At 56.5% G+C, this 18,506-nt stretch carries 8 protein-coding genes and 1 pseudogene; 8 read left to right on the top strand and 1 reads right to left on the bottom strand.

The annotated features are described in order from the left end of the window. The 7 genes and pseudogenes from ACODS3_RS15295 to ACODS3_RS15265 all read left to right on the top strand — a co-directional run. On the top strand, nucleotides 1-12,578 hold a 12,578-nt coding region (locus ACODS3_RS15295), incomplete at its 5' end, for an RNase A-like domain-containing protein (protein WP_489035051.1). Continuing rightward, nucleotides 12,575-12,868 (top strand): contact-dependent growth inhibition system immunity protein, encoded by a 294-nt coding sequence (locus ACODS3_RS15290; protein WP_489035049.1) that lies wholly within the window; start codon nucleotides 12,575-12,577, stop codon nucleotides 12,866-12,868. The genes ACODS3_RS15295 and ACODS3_RS15290, both read left to right, overlap by 4 nt. Before the next feature lie 83 nt (nucleotides 12,869-12,951). Beyond that, a pseudogene (locus ACODS3_RS15285) lies at nucleotides 12,952-13,802 on the top strand (IS5 family transposase); the annotation flags it as partial. A gap of 460 nt (nucleotides 13,803-14,262) precedes the next feature. Beyond that, nucleotides 14,263-14,859 carry an imm11 family protein gene (locus tag ACODS3_RS15280; RefSeq protein ID WP_489035047.1) on the top strand — a complete coding sequence of 199 codons (597 nt, stop codon included), beginning with the start codon at nucleotides 14,263-14,265 and terminating at the stop codon, nucleotides 14,857-14,859. 298 nt (nucleotides 14,860-15,157) lie between these two features. Beyond that, the gene (locus ACODS3_RS15275; protein ID WP_489035045.1) at nucleotides 15,158-15,532 is read left to right on the top strand and encodes a hypothetical protein; all 375 of its coding nucleotides are present in this window, start codon (nucleotides 15,158-15,160) and stop codon (nucleotides 15,530-15,532) included. A 20-nt stretch (nucleotides 15,533-15,552) separates the two neighbouring features. Beyond that, nucleotides 15,553-16,227, top strand: a complete 675-nt coding sequence (locus tag ACODS3_RS15270) for a hypothetical protein (protein WP_489035043.1) — start codon at nucleotides 15,553-15,555, stop codon at nucleotides 16,225-16,227. Nucleotides 16,228-16,240: 13 nt separating this feature from the next. Continuing rightward, nucleotides 16,241-16,474, top strand: coding sequence for a hypothetical protein (locus ACODS3_RS15265; protein WP_489035041.1), 234 nt, complete (start codon nucleotides 16,241-16,243; stop codon nucleotides 16,472-16,474). A gap of 26 nt (nucleotides 16,475-16,500) precedes the next feature. On the opposite strand, the gene ACODS3_RS15260 is transcribed toward ACODS3_RS15265, so the two are convergent. Beyond that, entirely contained in the window at nucleotides 16,501-17,070 is a 570-nt protein-coding gene (locus ACODS3_RS15260) for a GNAT family N-acetyltransferase (RefSeq protein ID WP_489035039.1), read from the bottom strand. Between the two features lie 281 nt (nucleotides 17,071-17,351). Here ACODS3_RS15260 and ACODS3_RS15255 point away from each other — a divergent pair, with 281 nt between their 5' ends. Beyond that, nucleotides 17,352-18,302, top strand: a complete 951-nt coding sequence (locus ACODS3_RS15255) for a LysR family transcriptional regulator (protein ID WP_201000301.1) — start codon at nucleotides 17,352-17,354, stop codon at nucleotides 18,300-18,302. Nucleotides 18,303-18,506 lie beyond the last annotated feature (204 nt).

Below are 18,506 nucleotides of genomic sequence, written 5' to 3'. Positions count from 1 at the left end.
CCGAGGCCTTGCGCCTGACTGCCGCGCAGGTCAATAACAGCGAAGCGGGGCGTATTGCCAGTGCCATGGCCCTGACCATGGTGGTCACGGGCCTGGATCTCTCGACCGCGATCCTCAATAACGATCAAGGCGTGATACGCAGCGATAGCATCCTGACCCTGAACGCTGGCTCTGTGTCGAACTTGGCAGGCAGCCTCACCAGCACCGGCACGTCCAGCCTTACCGTCACGGACGCCGTGGTCAACCAGGGCGGCGAAATCCTCAGCGATGCAGCCCTGACTCTCACCAGCGGCCGCCTGGACAACAGCCTCAGTGGCCGGATTGCCGGTAAAGGCGTGACCGTCACCACCGGCGCCTTCAACAACAGCCAGGACGGTCGCCTGACCAGCACCGAGGCCTTGCGCCTGACTGCCGCGCAGGTCAATAACAGCGAAGCGGGGCGTATTGCCAGTGCCATGGCCCTGACCATGGTGGTCACGGGCCTGGATCTCTCGACCGCGATCCTCAATAACGATCAAGGCGTGATACGCAGCGATAGCATCCTGACCCTGAACGCTGGCTCTGTGTCGAACTTGGCAGGCAGCCTCACCAGCACCGGCACGTCCAGCCTTACCGTCACGGACGCCGTGGTCAACCAGGGCGGCGAAATCCTCAGCGATGCAGCCCTGACTCTCACCAGCGGCCGCCTGGACAACAGCCTCAGTGGCCGGATTGCCGGTAAAGGCGTGACCGTCACCACCGGCGCCTTCAACAACAGCCAGGACGGTCGCCTGACCAGCACCGAGGCCTTGCGCCTGACTGCCGCTCAGGTCAATAACAGCGAAGCGGGGCGTATCGCCAGCGCCATGGCTTTGACCGCTGTGGTTACGGGCCTGGATCAACACGCCGATGGTCAGCTGTACAGCAACGGCGACGTCAGCCTGGACCTGAACAACGGCCATCTGAATAACCAGGACGGTTTGATTACGGCCCCCGGCCAGTTGCTGCTGACCAATCTCGGCACGGTCAACAACCAAAGCGGCGAGATCTCCAGTGCCAAGAGCTTTACCCTGGCGGCCACCTCGCTGGACAACACCGATGGCACGGTGCTCAGCGACGAATCCTTGGTCGTACGCATCGACAAGGCGCTGACCAACCTGCGCGGGCTGGTGTCCGGCACCAGCGTGGACCTCTCTGCCGATACCCTGACCAACGACAGCGGTGAGGTGAGCAGCGAGGCGGGCCTCACGCTGGACGTGACCGGCGAAGTCAGCAACCGCCAGGGCCTGCTGAGCAGTGCAGGGGCCATCACGTTAGAGGCCAAGAGCCTGCACAACGCCGAAGGCCAGGTCATGGCCGACGAGGTGCTGACCGTCATTCTGGCTCAAGCCCTCGACAACCAGGCTGGCACCCTGGGGGCCGGCCTGGGTCTGAACCTGCAGGCCGCGAGCCTGGATAACCGCCTGGCCGGTGCCGTGCTCACCGATGGCCAACTCGATATCACCCTGACCGGCACCCTGGATAACCGCAGCGGCGGGCAGGTGCAGGCCAAGGGCATCCTCAACCTGACCAGCCAGGTTCTGAACAATCAGGGCGGCCGGGTAGTGGGGCAGGACCTGCTGACCGTACACAGCAACAGCGCGATCAACCGCGGCGGGGTGATCCGCTCCGACAAGCTGATGACGCTGTTGATCGGTGACCTCGACAATAGCCAGACCGGTTTGAGCGCCGCGCAGAAGGGCGGTATCACCAGCCAGGCCGGGCTTGAATTCACCGGCACCCAACTGAATAACCAGAACGGCCTGCTCAACGCCGTGGGCGTGATGACCTTGCAGGCCGACACGGTGCTCAACGGCCAGGGCCGCATCGCCAGCCAGAACAACCTGAGCGCCACCGTCGACCGCCTGACCCAGCAAGGCGGCGAACTGGTGGCCCAGGGCACCCTGACCTTGACCGGCAAGACCCTGGATAACGGGGCCGGTGGTCTGGTAGGCGCCACAAAAGCGCTGAAACTCGAGGTCGACGAAATCGACAACCGGGCCGGTGAAATTTCCAGCCAGGTGGGCGTGGAACTGATCGGTGAACAACTCAATAACAGTGACGGCGGCAAGGTGCTGGCCGGTACGGCGCTGCAACTGATCGTCGAGCGGGTGATCAACGAGAACAAGGGCCTGCTGTTCGGCCAGACCTTGACCCTGAACGGCAAACGCCTGGACAACGCCGGCGGCACCCTGGCCAGCCAGCAGGCCCAGACGCTGACCCTGAGCGGCGCACTGGATAACCGCGCCGGTTTGATCAGCAGTGAAGCGGCGTTGACGGTCAAGGCCGCTTCCCTGGACAACATGCGGGGCACGCTGTCCAGCGCCGGAGCGCTCAAGGTCACCACCGACGGCGAACTGATCAACCAGACCGGCTCGATCACCACCGACGCGGCCCTGACCGTGGTCAGCGCCAGCCTGGACAACCGCGAAAAAGGCAAACTCTCCGGCCTGGGCGCCACCACCGTCACCACCGGTGCCTTCGACAACAGCCAGGGCGGGCAACTGACCAGCAGCGACACCCTGGAACTGATTGCCGGTGAAGTCATCAACCAGAGCGCGGGCCGTATCGCCAGTGCGCTGGCCCTGACCGCCAGCGTCACAAGCCTGGATCAGCAGGGCGGCGAACTGTTCAGCAACACCACCCTGAGTCTGGACCTGAACAACGGCCAGTTGAACAACCAGAACGGCCTGATCAACAGCCCCGGCGCACTGCTGCTGAAAAACCTCAAGGCGGTGGACAACCAGGGCGGTGAAATCTCCAGCGCCCAGGCCTTTACCCTCGCGGCCAAAAGCCTCGACAACAGCGGCGGCAAACTGCTGAGCAGCCAGGGGCTGACCCTGGACTTGGTCGAGTTCTTCAGAAACCTCAAGGGCACCGTGTCGGCCACCGGCCTGGAGATCGACAGCGACAGCCTGGACAACAACGAAGGTCTGATCAGCAGCCGCGCCGGCCTGAAACTGACCGTCGACAACACCCTGAGCAACGTCAAAGGCACCGTGATTGCCGATGGCGATCTTGACGTCAGTGCTACGACCGCCAACAACACCCAAGGCCAGATTTCCAGCAAACAAGCCCTCACCGCCGTGATCGGCAACCTGCAACAGCAGGGCGGACAACTCTTTGCCCTGGGCACCCTGAACCTGACCGGCGACACCCTGAACAACGGCCTCAATGGCTTTGTCGGGGCCGGAGAGGCCCTGACCCTCACCGTCGATGACGTCGACAACCAGGGCGGCGAAATTTCCAGCCAGCAGGGCATCACCCTGACCGGCCAGACGCTGACCAACACTGGCGGTCAGATCCTTGCGCAACAGTTACTGACCCTCGACATCGCCAAGACCACCAACCGCAGCGACGGCGTGCTGTCCGGCAAGACCGGCCTGACCCTGACCGGCAGCTCACTGGACAACACCGGCGGCGTGCTGCTCAGCCCACACGACCTGAGCATCGACCTCTCGGACACCCTCGACAACAGCCAGGGCCTGATCAGCAGCGAAGGCACCTTGACCCTCGACGTCGGCAGCCTGACCAACACGGCGGGCAGCATGTCCAGTGCCGGCAAGCTGACCCTCGACAGCGCCGGCGCGATCCTCAACCAGGGCGGCGAACTGGTCACCGATGGCGAGCTCGACCTGGACAGCACCGCTCTCGACAACAGCCTGCAAGGCACCGTCAGCGCCAAGGGCCGGGTCACGATCGACACCGGCGACCTGAACAACAGCCAGAAGGGCCGGATCAGCAGCGGCGAGCGGATGGACCTCACCGCCGCCAAACTGACCAACCACGACGGCAGCATTGCCAGCAGCCAGGCACTGGTTGCGAGCGTCAGCAGCCTTGAACAACAGAAAGGCAACCTGACCAGCGCCACCTCCCTGAGCCTGGACGTCAACCAGGGCCTGCTCGATAACCAGGGCGGCCTGATCAACGCGCCCGGCACGCTGCTGCTGAAAAACCTCGGGGTCGCGCTCAACCAGGGCGGTGAGATTTCCAGCGCCCAGGCCTTCACCCTCAAGGCCCTATCGCTGGACAACAGCGGCGGTACGCTGCTGAGCAACCAGTTGCTGACCCTGCGCATCGCCCAGGCCCTGAACAACGTCAAGGGCCTGATCGCCGCCGCGGGTGTCGATGCCACGGCCGCCACTCTGGACAACACCGGCGGCACCCTGACCAGCCGCAATGGCCTGGAACTTACCGTCACCGGTCTGCTCACCAACCGCGACAACGGCCTGATCAACGCCGCCGAAACCTTGAAGATCACCTCGGGCGACCTCAACAACCGCGCAGGACAACTGCTGGCCAACACCGCGCTGACCCTGGACAGCGCCGCCCTCGACACCGGCGCCAAGGGCCTGATCAACAGCCAGGGCACCCTGACCCTCACCGCCGACAGCCTGAGCGCCGACACCGGTGGTGAAGTTTCCGGGCTCGGGGCCATGACCCTGGTCCTCAACGCGATCTCCCTCAATGCCGGTCGCCTGATCGGCAATGCCGGGCTGAGCGTCGACCTCAACGGTGCGGACCTCAACAACCGCGCCGGCCTGATCACCGCCACAGGTCCCTTGACCCTCACGCGGGTGCGAAACATCAACAACCAGGGCGGTGAAATCTCCAGCGCCCAGAGCTTCACCCTGACCGGCCAGACCCTGGACAACAGCGGCGGCCAGTTCATCAGCAGCAACCTGCTGACCCTCAATGCCGACAGCCTGCTCAACCAGAACGGCCTCATCTCCGGCTGGCAAGGGCTGGACGTGACCGCCACCTCCCTGGACAACCGCAACCGCGGCACCCTGTCCAGCCGTAACGGCGCGGTGGACGTGGACCTGAGCGGGGCCCTGCTCAACAGCAGCAATGGCGCGCTGGTCAGCCAGACAGCCCTGACCGTGACCGCTGATAGCCTCGACAACCGCGGCGGCATCCTCTCCAGCGGCGCGGCACAGACCCTGACCGTTACCGGCCTGCTGAACAACAGCCAGAACGGCCTGATCGACAGCGGTGCGGACCTCGCGATCACCGCCAACGCCCTCGACAACAGCGCGGGCACGATCACCAGCCCGGGCAAGGCCACCCTCGACCTGATCGGCGCCCTGACCAACACCGGTGGCACACTCGCCAGCGGCGGTGACTGGCTGCTCAAGCGCAGCAGCGCCGTCCACAACCAGGGCGGGCAACTGATCAGCCAGCGCCTGATGACCCTCAACACCGGCGCCCTGGACAACAGTAATAAAGGCACCATCGCGGCCAACGACACCCTGCTGATCACCGCCACCGGCAAGGTCCTCAACCACACCGATGGCCTGATCTACAGCCAGAACGCAGGCGTGGAACTGGACGCTGCGAGCCTGGACAACACCCGGGGCGCGGTACAAGGCCAAAGCACCCTCAAGGTCGAAGTGGGCGAGGGCGTCGATAACCTCAACGGTCGCCTCATTGCCCAGAACGGTGACCTGACAGTAGAAGCCGCCAGCCTCGACAGCCGCGGCGGCGTGTTGTCCAGCCTCAAAGGGCTGTTGACCACGCAGATCACCGGCGTCCTGAGAAACGGCTACGACCTCGCGGCCAACCGTCAGGGCGGCGTCATCCAGGGCCAACGCCTGAGCCTGACCGCCCTGGGCGGCTTCGACAACTACGGCGGCCGCGTCTCGGCCAGCACCGGCGAAGCCTTGCTCACCACCGCCAACCTCGACAACCGCAACGGCGGCATTTACGCCAAAGGCCTGGTACGGGTCATCGGCAACGACTTCGACAACAGCGGCGACAACGACGGCCAGATCGCCGGCGGCCAGGTCGACCTCAGACTGACCGGCGCCCTGAACAACCGCCTGGGCATCATCGAAAGCGACAGCAGCCTGGCCATCAAGGCCACCAGCCTCGACAACCAGACCGGCCAGATACGCTCACTCGGCACCACTGACGCCGCCGACTTCCAGATCGGCACCCAATTCGACAACCGCAACGGCACCGTGGAAGTCGCCAACAGCAACCTGATCCTCAACGCCGCGAGCTTCCTCAACACCAACGGCAACCTGCTGCACGCCGGTGCCGGCACCTTCGACATCTCCACCGCCAACCTCACCCAGGCCGGTGGCAACCTCGTCACCCGCGGCGGCCTGACCGTCACGGCGGACAACTGGACCAACAGCAGCGTGATCCAGGCGGGTCGCCTGACGGTTAACGTCGGCACCTTCAACCAGACCGCCAGCGGGCAACTGCTGGCCTCGAGCGCGTTTGTGGGTACGGGTGGAAGCTGGACGAATGAGGGGGTTATTGCCAGTGACGGGACGCTGAGCCTGAACCTGAGTGGAGGGTATGCGGGGAATGGGCGTACGAGCAGCCTGGGCACCCTGGGCCTCACCGCCAGCCAGTTGGCACTGACCAGTACGGCGAGTCTCATGGGCGGCGCCCGGACCGAACTCAACATCAGCGGTCTGGCCAGCAACTACGGGCGACTGACGTCGGCGGCCGATCTGATCGTCAATGCCGGGAGTGTGACCAACTACGGCACCTTGGGCGCGACGCAAAACCTCAACTTCAACACCGCGAGCCTGCTTAACAGCCAGGGGCTGATCTTCAGCGGTGGGGATATGCAGGCCAATGTGGGGAGTTTGACCAACCTGAAGGGCGACTTTTATGCGCTGAATAACTTGACCATTAAAGGGTATGGCGTTGAGCGGGCCAATCAGGTCTCGAATATCTCGGGTTCGATGGAGAGTGGCGGCAACTTTGCGATCAGTGCGACGGCGTTTGAGAACCGCACGGAAGGTTCGGATAGCACGCAGGTTTCTACTGCGGGTCGGACTTTGGTGAAGGGGGTCATGGGGATTCGTTGTTACGGTTGTGAAAATTATTATTTGCCAGTCGATTATGTTGTAAGGGAGTACTTTGAAGGTGTTCAGGATACTGATGTTTCGGCTTCTGCTTGGTTAGCATCGGGTAAAAACTTCAATTTCAGTGGAGGGGATTTTTTAAATAGTAAGAGTGCTATCAGTGCTGCGGGGGATATTTTTATAAATGCTGATAGTGTGAAAAATATCGGTGCTGTTGGTGGGTCAGTAGAGCGTACACGTATTTATCGTGCGAATGATTGGGATGCTACATGGGCGGCTACATATTATAATCAATATAATAACCCTGATTTTCCTAATATATATTATGTTGGTGATGGGGGGGAGCTTCGACTGGCTGTAGTGACTAAGGTTTTTAATACGGGAGGGGGTGATACGACTTATCAGTATGTAACTTATGATGTGCACGATGCTGTCACTTCGCAGTATATGCCATATTATCCTGTGTTTTATCCCGAAGAGCTGTGGAATGAGCATTTGCCCGTATCGCTGTATAATCGGAATAGTCTTATCGAAGTCCCTGAAGAGATTACACGCCTAGAGCTACTCAGTGATGTGGAAAAAGTCGTGGGAGGCGGCAGTGGTAGTGTTGGCCGAAATGCTGTAATACAGGCTGGCGGTGATGTTTCTATTACAGCTACTCAGAATTTGCAGAATAGTGTCATTCGCCAAGATTACGTAGCCGCTGGCGGTACCAGCAAAGTTCAAGGCACCAGCCCCTCTGGCACGGGTACTACGATCATCCGGGTCAACGCCCAACTGCCGCCTAATCTGTCCCAACAACAAGTCAACCCACTTACCCTGCCAGGCTTCAGCCTGCCCACCGGCCAGAACGGCCTGTTCCGCCTGAGTGCCCAGAACGGCAGTAATGTCGCCGCCACTCAAACCAGCACTGCGCCCCAAAACTGGACGCTTGGCAGTGCCAACGTGTCTGTCGCCCAACGCGAGCAAACCGTTTCCGATACCCAGGCCAGAACTCTTCAGTTCGGGACAGCCGGGCAGGTTTCGACCGCCACTCGCCAACTGGCTGACGTAGTCCGTCAGAACTCGGGCTTGAGCGCCAACGCTTCCGCCTTTGACTCCAGTGCTCCAGTCGATTCAGCGACCCGTCTGCAACTCACCGGTCATAGCGCGGGGTCCACAGGCCTGACGCAGGTTGCCGACGTGACACAGGTTCAGGGCCAGAACGGCAACGTTCCCTTGCCCGGTCAAGGCGCGACAATCGTTCCCGTCATTACCCCTGTGGCTTCCAGCAACACCATGGCCCAGAACGGCACAACCACTCCGACCGCTGTGCCGAACAACCAGGTCGCCCGTGTCCAGGGCTTGCCCGGCACCGCCGCGCCGTCCAACCCGCATAAATACCTGATCGAAACCAACCCGCTCCTGACCGAGTTGCGCCAGTTCATGAGTTCGGACTACCTGCTGGCCAATCTGGGTTACGACCCGGAAGCCAGTGCGAGACGTCTCGGTGATGGCCTGTACGAGCAACGCCTCGTCCAGCAAGCCGTCGTGGCCCGTACCGGTCAGGCGTTCCTGGCGGGGCAGACCTCCAACGAAGACCAGTTCAAATATCTGATGAACAACGCCATCGCCAGCAAGGAGCAACTGGACCTGGCGGTGGGCGTATCGCTGAGTTCAAAACAAGTGGCCGCCCTGACTCACGACATCGTGTGGCTTGAAGAACATGAGGTGAATGGCGAAAAAGTCCTGGTACCTGTGCTGTACCTGGCCCAGGCCAACAACCGGCTCGCCCCGACCGGTGCGCTGATTGCCGGCAACGACGTCACGCTGATTGCAGGTGACGATCTCGATAACGTCGGAACATTACGCGCCACCAACAACCTGTCGGCAACGGCAGGCAACAATCTGGTTAACGTTGGTCTGATCGAAGCGGGCAATCGCCTTGACCTGCTGGCAGGCAACGACCTGATCAACAAGGCCGGCGGCATCCTGTATGGCCGCGATGTGACACTGACTGCTACCCGTGGCGATGTCATCAACGAGCGTACCGTCATTCGCGATCAGCAAAGTGCTGGGGTGCTTCAGGACTTCGTTGAGAATGCCGCCCGTATCGAGTCTGCAAACGATCTTGTTATGAAGGCTGGCCGCGATGTGATGAATATCGGTGGCACCCTGCAGGCCGGTCGCGACCTCAGTTTGATTGCCGGTCGTGACGTGAGTATCGGCGCGGTACAAAAGGAAAAGGTAAACAACCTCAGCGTGAACAACACCCAGTCCAGCATCACGCAACTGGGCTCCAGCGTCAGCGTCGGCCGCGACCTGATGGCCCTGTCGGGGCGTGACATCAATGTTGTCGCCAGCGATATCGACGCCAAGCGCAACATCGCCATGGCCGCGACCGAAAACATGACCATCAGCTCGGCGGCAGACGAAACCCATTCCCTGTCCAGAAGCAAGAAACTCACCGTCCAGACCGACCACGTCAAACAGGTCTCCGCCGACTTGAACGCTGGCGGCAGCATTGCCCTGAACGCAGGCCAGGACCTGGCCGTCATCTCCAGCCGCATCACCGCAGGCGAAAACGCCAACCTGTCGGCAGGCGAAAACCTCAGCATCCTGGCCGCACAGGACAGTGATTACTACCTCTACGACAAGAAGAGCAAAGGCAGTTGGGGAAAAAAGAAAACCAAGCGGGATGAAGTAACCGACATTCGCAATGTCGGCAGCGAAATCACCTCCGGCGGCGATCTGACCCTGGAGAGCGGCGGCGATCAGTTGTACCAAGTGGCCAAGCTTACCAGTGGCAATGACCTGAGCATTGAAAGCGGTGGGGGTATCACCTTTGAAGGGGTGAAGGACCTTCATCAGGAGAGTCACACCAAGAGCAGCAGCAGCCTGGCTTGGACCTCTATGAAAGGGAAGGGTAGAACCGATGAAACCCTGCGCCAGACAGAAATAATGGCCAAAGGTGAGCTTGCGATTCGGGCTGTTGAAGGCCTGACGATCGATATCAAGCAGGTTGACCAGCAAACCGTCAGCCAGACCATCGATGCCATGGTCCAGGCTGACCCGCAACTGGCCTGGCTGAAAGAGGCTGAGAAGCGTGGGGATGTAGATTGGCGGCAGGTGAAGGAGCTGCATGACTCCTTCAAGTACAGCAATTCCAGTCTTGGTCAGGGCGCTATGTTGGCGATCATGATCATTGTGACCGTATTGACTGCTGGTGCAGCAAGTGCGCTGGCAGCATCTGCCGGGAGTTTTGTGGGGGCCGGATCCACAATGGCAGCCGCAACGGCTGCTACAACGGCCACTGCAACGACAGCGGCTACAGCGGCCACCGCAGCGGGTCTTGGCAATGTGATTGCCACCGCAGCCCTGACCTCTATGGCGGGTACAGCTGTAGTGGGCACCATCAATAACAAAGGCAATATAGGGGCAGCTTTAAAGGAGACATTCAGTAGTGACGGCTTGAAGAACGCCGCTATTGCTGGTCTGACGGCAGGTATCACCACTGGCGTTATTGATCCTAATTTTAAGGGTACTGCCAAACCGTTTAATAGTTTTACCAAAGGATTTGACCTGTCGACCCTTAGTGGCATCGGTGGCTTCGCAGTCAATGCCGGTGTGCAAGGAGTGGCTTCGGGGCTGATCAATACGGCCATCAATGGTGGCAGCCTGGGTGACAACTTGACTAATGGTCTTGTTTCGCAGGCTGGTAATGTCGTGGCAGCGGTCGGCTTCTACCAGATCGGTAGTATCGCGGACGAAAACTATTGGAAAGCCTTCGATAAGAAAGATACGCAAGGGATGGCTTTCTGGGCTGAAGGTGGCATGGGGCGTACGGCATTGCATGCCCTGATGGGAGGTGCGGTCTCCTCGGCAACCGGTAGTGATTTCATGACCGGAGCGGTTGCCGCAGGTGCCAGCCAGGCGATGGCTGGAGTGCTGAATGATGTATTAAACACACACCCAGAGTTCCGTGAGGCAGCATCAAAGCTTGTTGGTTTGACTGCAGCAGGCGTGGCCGGAGGTGATGTCGATAAAGCGGTATGGGTGGCCGGAATGGCAGACCAATACAACCGCCAGTTGCACCCCCTCGAAGAGAAATGGCTCAAGGAAAATGCCAAAGAGTTTGCTGACAAGGTAGGCATCACTGAGCAAGAGGCTATGGAGCGCCTAAGTCAGCAAGCCCTGAAAGATGTTGATTATCTATGGCGGGCTCGACTTGCTGATGGGGATGACAGTGCAGCGAAAGCGTTTCTTTCATCCTCAGGGAAAACCTTCGTCAATGACTTGGGGGAAACTCAAGCGCTTTTCACCACGAATGGTCAGCAACTGTTCAGGCCGGAAATGTTCGCGGATACAGCTGATCGCACGTTTTACCGGCAGTTCGTACAGAGCGGCATCAGCCGTGAGTTGAGCTCTGGTCTTATAAAGGAAATCAAGGATTCCGGCATTGACTTGAAAGAGGGGTCAATCGATCTACTGAAAGCAGCCGTCGATAATCCATCTGCCGTTGTGAGTGGGTTATGGGAAGGGATTAAAGGACTCCCTCAAAGTGTCGTCGATGGCTTCAGGGAAAGTGGAAATGCCATTGGCGAAGGTGCTGCCGTTGCACTCAATGAAGACCTAAGCGACAAGCTCAATGCTCTTTATGATACCGATGTATCGGCTGCCCAGCAGGCCTTGTTACTGATCCGCACTGTCAGCGTAGTAACCGGGGCCGGAGCTGTTGGCAAAACCGGCGTCAAGCTCACCGGAGATGTTGCAAAAGCAGTTGGTTCCAAGCTGGACGAAATGCTCGAAAAGGCTGTCGTCAAAAACGATACGGGTAAAGGCGCACCTGATTTTGCGAATAACAACTTCGGTTCAGAAGGCCCTTGCTGCTTTGCTGCCGGAACGATGGTTTCCACCCCTGACGGTGATCGAGCAATCGATACGCTCAAGGTCGGCGATATTGTCTGGAGCAAACCCGAGAAAGGCGGCAAGCCGTTTGCCGCAGCGATCCTTGCAACGCATGTGCGTACCGATCAGCCGATCTACCGCCTCAAACTTAAAAGCGTGCGTCAGGACGGTGAGGCCGAGAATGAAACCCTGCTGGTTACACCGGGCCACCCGTTCTACGTACCTGCCCAGCGTGACTTCGTACCGGTAATCGACCTGAAACCAGGCGACAGGCTGCAGTCCCTGGAAGATGGTGCCAGCGAGAACACCTCATCCGAGGTTGAGTCGCTGGAGCTTTACTTGCCCGAGGGCAAAACGTATAACCTTACGGTCGATGTCGGGCATACGTTCTACGTCGGCAAGCTGAAGACTTGGGTGCATAACACCGGGCCTTGTATCTTGCCGGAGGGGGATTATAGTCCTATCGTAGAAGGCGGTGGATTGCAAGCGCATAAAAATGCTGGTGGACATCTGCTCGAGCGGCACGTTGATCTTACGGACGCAGACCTAGCGCAACGCTTAGCAACCTCTAACATCTCATCTGCATCAAGATTTGCTGATCGCGCCACTGCAGAGGCTGCTGTTTCAGCAGCAGTAGATGCAAATCAGGCTACGATAAAAAGTTATCTTTCCAGCAACACCAAGGGATATTTGGCTATTGACTACTCATCATCTACCCCTGTTGGTACGACATTGGTAAGAGGGGCATCGAGTACCACTCCAGCATCAGGAGTGCGTGTGGTAATAGCTAGAGATCCTTCGATGTCAACAGGTTATAAAATCATTACAGGATACCCGAGTTTATGAATCATGAATTTCCAGTGATAAAAAATATGTTTAGTGCTTACTTGAGCCAAGATTTTGATTTGGAGTTCGGTAGTGCGGATAAAGCGATTTTTGCTTTCTCCAGTCATACCGATAGTATTGATAAGGAACGTGCCTTGGCCGAGTTGGAAGTTTTGTTGAGTGCTGGCTTGGATGAAATTCAGTTAAGAGGGGTTATTTTTGATAGGCTTGGTTCTTGCTATTTTTACCCTGCTGAATGGAATGATGGAGCTACTTGGTTAAAACATGTCAGTTTGCTTTTAAGGAAATAAAAATTAGTTTCCTAGGCTCTGTACGAGATCCCTTGAAACATCGAAGCGGGTAAGATCGCAGCCATCAAAGGTAGGATACCCTGATGGCAAAGCGTTACGAACTCTCCGACGCGTCGTGGGAGTTGATCAAGGATCTGGTTTCTCCAGAGCAGAAAATGGGTCGCCCACGCAGCGATGATCGCCTGGTGCTCCATGGAATCTTGTGGATCCTGTGCTCGGGCGCTGCCTGGCGTGACTTACCGGAACGCTTTGGGCCCTGGTCGACGGTGTATCAGCGTTTTCCTGACTGGCGCGACGACGGTGCCTTCGACCGGATACTGGAGCGTCTGCATATTCGGCTGAACCGAGAAGGACTGATCGATCTGGACACCTGGATGATCTATTCCACGGCGGTACGTGCAACCCGAGCCTCGTCAGGCGCCGGGGAAAAGGGGGGCCTGAAGAACCGATAGGCCATGCTCTGGGACGTAGTCGAGGCGGCCTTACTACCAAGATTCACATGCTCTGCGACGCCAATGGTGTTCCATTACGCTTCATCCTTTCTCTAGGGCAAGCCAGCGATATTGCCCATGCCCAGCCGTTGCTGGATCAGGTACGAATTCTTGGTAAGCCGGGGCGACCATGTAAACGCAGTCGCTGGTTACTGGCTGACAAAGGCTATGACGCAGAATACCTGCGCCAGTACTGCGACCGTTACCGAATGCAGCCGGTGATCCCGCTGCGCGCCATGCCACGTAAACTCCGGCCTGGCTTGCCCCGACTCTTTGATCGTCCAAAGTATCGGCAGCGGAATATCATTGAACGGATGTTTGGCTGGCTAAAGGAGAGCCGCAGAATAGGCACTCGCTACGACAAGCTGGCGAGAAGCTTTTCAGCCATGGTTACGCTGGTCTACAGCCTACGTTGTATACGGCAGTACTTTTCGTACAAAACTAGAGGAGGTATTTATAATTCAAAGGGGCGCTATACCGCAGAAGGTAAACCTATTTGCCGGGGTAATAGTGGGGGGCATGTTACTTTAGACGGTGGTAGGGTCAACGTTAGTGCTCCAGTGAATTATGAATCAATACCGATTCATCATGTGTGCACTAACAAATGTACGTCAGGCGCCAATGGTCAGATCGCTTGGACAAAAGAATTTCAGCGTTTCTTTGATGGTGCTGATCTTGATATTAATAGTGCAACTGAAAATTTAGTGGCGGTACCTGGGCATAGAGGGTCACATCCTATAGAGTATCATTAGTATGTATATGGAAGTTTGGATCAGGCAACACGTGGTTTGATTTCGAGAACACCGGCTTACAAGGATGCCGTAATGAATACATTGAATAGGATTAAGTCTGAGGCTGTGATAGTCGGTAGTGAGGTTAATAAGTGGCTTACTAGGAGTTAATATGAAATATTATTTGCTTAGGCAGGATGTGACAATTTCTGATAAGTGGGTGCTGGGTGACGTTAAGCATGTGGATAATTGGCACTTCAGTGATCCTCCAGTGAATTTTATGGAGCCTGGAAAATATGCTCTTGATGTTCGAATTGATGGGGTTGAAGTTGATTACTCTCTTGCTGGATATGCTAGTGTTCCTGTCTTGAGTGAGAAGGCTTTCAACTCGCTTTTAGGATTGTCTGAAGTTGATGAATTGTTTCGCAATGTTGTTTTTGAGCCGGTTGAAATAGAAGGTAAGCAGGTATGTCAGAGCTATTTTTTGATGATAATTGAGTCGCAGATTGATTGTGTAGATGAAAAGCTTTCCGGTTTTAATAAGTATATTGTTGATGATCCTGTAAGGCCGGATATGGCGGGTCAGTATCGCTCTTTTTATAATTTGGTTGTTGACCCGGAAAAGATTGGCTATTTTCATATTTTTAGAGTAAAAAAATATTTGGGTGCGATAATAGTTAGTGAGGAAGTAAAGCGGCGCTTGGAGGCGGCGGGGGTCGTGGGTGCTATTTTTGAATCAGTGAATGGCGATAAAGTAACCGTGACTTAAATGGCGAAAGCTTTAAAGAGGTATCTCAAATGAAAAGAGGAAGATTTGGCTCTAAAAAGTTGGAAATTAGCATCTGGTGATGAGTGTCCAATATGTTAGGCTTTGACAAAAAATAATATCGTAACTATCTCATAGTGCAGGTGGGTAATACCATTGTTTCAAAACTTTTTCGCCAGCTTGTCGTAGCGTGTCCAATCCATCGTAAGCGCACCATGAACCACACCTTCAAACCATCAAGCTGAAGCTTGATGGTGGGCTCCTGAATGATTTCTGGAGTTTTTGGTAATGATGCGTCCCAATGCTGGCGTTGAAAAAGTTTACCTGTACCCCAAGCCTGTCGACAAAGGAGATAAGTGAAGCCAGGAGCATGGCTGAACGAATTCAACTGACAGGCAAATGGTTTTATATTTCTGCTCGTCAAGATGTCCTGACAGGGTCTGGGTTTGCCAAAGGCTTTACGGATGGAATGGCAGGCATTGGACTTGATACGCTGAATAGCACTGCTGGTTTCATGCGTGATCCGGTTGAAAGCTGGAATTCTGTCAGTGAATTTGTTTCATCCACGGAAGCGATAAAGCTATTAGGTGCAACAGCGCATGCGGCGCTTCAGTCGCAGGTTGAGCAGATTAACAAGGCATTGCAAGAAGGGGGGATGCCAACGCTGAAAACCTAGGTAACCAGATGGGGCAGGCTTTGGCCGTGGTCATTGGCATGGTGGCTGGAGGAGGTGGCGCTGGTGCTGCGGGAGCACAAGCCTTGATGCTTTCGAAAATGGGCATTGAGGTTTCCAGTAAAGCGCTTAGGCAAGCTCAAGCGGGCTTCAAACTCGGTATTGACAAAATAATTGCAAAACTGGAAAAAACGGGGGTTGATCCTGATGTACCGTTACTTACTCCACCTGCAATTACGATAGAAGTATTGTCGCCAGATATTATTGGTAAAGTTTTGTCTGTAACGAAAGGAGAGAGGCCTCTTCCTGAAACGTATCTCTCTCAAGCATATAGAGACATGCATGCTAAATTTTTTGAGGAAGGTGTTGTGCGTATTCAGCCTGCTGCGCCTGAGGGAACTATTGGTAGAACCGAGACATGGGTTTTGCCTAAGAGTGTTGCACAAGACATGATATTGTGTGCGGATGGGGATGTTTCAAGGTTGGAGCAGTATTTGGGTCTTGATAAAGGATATCTTGGTAGTAATCCAGTTTTGGTTGATATTAAAAAGGTTGATGGGTATCGAATTCCATCTGGTAATGAATTTGGTGCAAATAATTTTTGGAAGCCTGGTGGATTTACTAGTCCTGGAGGTTTGCCTGAGGCTGTGATAAATCCCGTTCGTGTGGGAGACTATAGTGTATCTAATGTTTTTTAGTGGGGGAACGGATATGGACAGAAAGCTTTTTCAGTTTAACGATATGGAAATATTAGCCCGTGATAAGCGATTTTTCGTGCGATATGATGCTGGATCGCATCAGATTGCTATGCGTGAGGATGAGATATCCGAGGAGGAGGCTTTAGAGGGGGCCGCGAGCACCGAAGCGGCTATGAAAATGCTGTTCGCTGTACAAAGGCGGCTGATCCAGGCAGGTGTTGATCCTTATGTGGCTAATGTCAAGTAAATTGACTTTAAGGCTTCAAATAGTACTCACAACCCCACCTTATAAACAACCTGCCCCCGCTCCAGCGGATCCGGATGACACTCAAACCCCAACGCCCGCGCCAGCTCAAACATCCTGACATTCCTAACCGAATCTATCGAAAACATCCGGTAAAACCCGTTCAGCCGCGCAGCATTCATAAGATGCTGCATCAGTAACTTGCCCAGCCCAGCGCCTTGCCATTTCTCCGCAACCACCACTGCACATTCGCAGCAGTAATCGCCTTCTGTCGCGGCGTAGCGGCTGAGGCCTATTTCGGTCAGTTGGTGGTTGTCCTCCATGATCAGGGCGACATAGGTCATGCGTTGTTGGTAGTCGATGTCCATGATCTGGTCGAGAGCCAGCGGGGCTGGTTCGTTGTTGGGGGAGAGGAAGCGGAAGTGGTGGGTCTGTGGCGACAGGCGGGTAATGAATCCGAACTCCCGTTGCTGGTCGTCTTCCTGGATCGGTCTGATCAGCAGGTGGGTGCCGTCGCTCAGTTCTTCGATCCAGTGGATGAAGCGCAGGTCAGGGGTGTAGAGGTCGTCGCTGATCGGGTCGCTGGTGACAGTGTTCATGTCCATCCCCTGAAACGCCGTACATTGATTGAGCAGGCTGTTTTTTACCTTTTACGCTGCGGCAACCTTCATGCCGTGATCCAGATCAATGTTCCCCAAGGAAGCCATGATCCGGCGTATCAGAATGTGGTGTCGCCCTGCGGGTTTCCGGATCGAAACCCGGCTACCGCAAGATGAGGCATTGGTTTACCGTTAGCGCTTTGGCGAACAGTTCCACGGCAGCAGACGGTGTAACTGACAAGCCTGGGGTGTATGCCCTGATACTCATTAGGAACGGATTGATGGACTTGAAACAACTTGAGGCGTTCGCGGCGGTTATGTCTGCAGGGAGCGTGACCGGAGCCGGGCAAATGCTGGGTCGGTCGCAGCCAGCGGTCAGTCGCTCGATCCAGGAGCTGGAGCAGGTGTTGGGCTTCCCGCTCTTTGAGCGTAGTGGCCCGAAGGTGACTCCCACACGCCGGGCTTTCAGCATGTATGCCGAGGTGGAGAGTGCGTTGAGTGGGGTGCGCAATATCAAGCAGCGCGCGCAGGCGATCAGTGAAGAAGACAACCACCTTTTGCGTGTCGTCGCCACCTCTGCCTTGGCGACGGGGCTGTTACCGGCTGCGCTGGCACGCTTACCCACTGAGCTACGTCCTCGGCAGTTGCAATTGCAGAGTCTTACACCCGAAAAAGCGATTGAGGCGGTATTGGCCAACACAGTGGATCTGGGCCTGGTCAGTCTGCCGCTGGAACACCGAGGTCTGAAGGTTCACTGGATCGGTGAGGCTCCCTGTGTCGCGGTATTGGCGAGCGATTCTCCTCTGGCCAGCGAAAGCAGCCTGAGCCTTGCGCAACTGGCCGAGCAGGTGCTGATCAGCATCGCCAACCCTTATCGTTTTCGCAGACGTATCAACCATGCTTTCGCCGAGCATAAGCTTGAACCACGGCAAATCCTCGAAACCAATACTTCTCTGAATGCGATGCAGATGGCTCGTGTCGGGCTTGGCGTGGCACTGGCCGATCCGGTGACCGCCTATGGTGTGCCGCTGCAGGGCGTAGCCGTGCGCCCTATTGCGTTGGACATCCCGTTTTTCTTCGGGCTGATCTCGCCTTACGCCAGTGTGCTTTCGGAGTTGGCACAGACGTTGGTGACGAGTCTGGCCGACGAGTCCAGACACCTGCTGCCGGGCATGCGGATGCATTCACCTGCCGAGCACGATGCTCTGCTACAGCGTGTCTATGCGGTGTAAGTAGCCCCTGAGGCCGTCGAGTTCTTCGGCGGCCTTGAACGTTCTCCCCTGAGTCGCCAGCCCTTGAACGCCTCCATCACGCTCTGAATTTTCAGGCCGGGCAGATGGCATGGCCTTTTATTCCTTTTTGTAATATCCATAGCTGAACTACTTATTTTCAGGAATAAATTTTCTTCTCTATCATCCGTTTTATGAATGCATGTG

Source organism: Pseudomonas sp. FG43 (genome assembly GCF_057809175.1).
The sequence above is the reverse complement of the archived record's forward strand: the minus strand, read 5'-3'. Positions and strand labels throughout refer to the sequence as shown.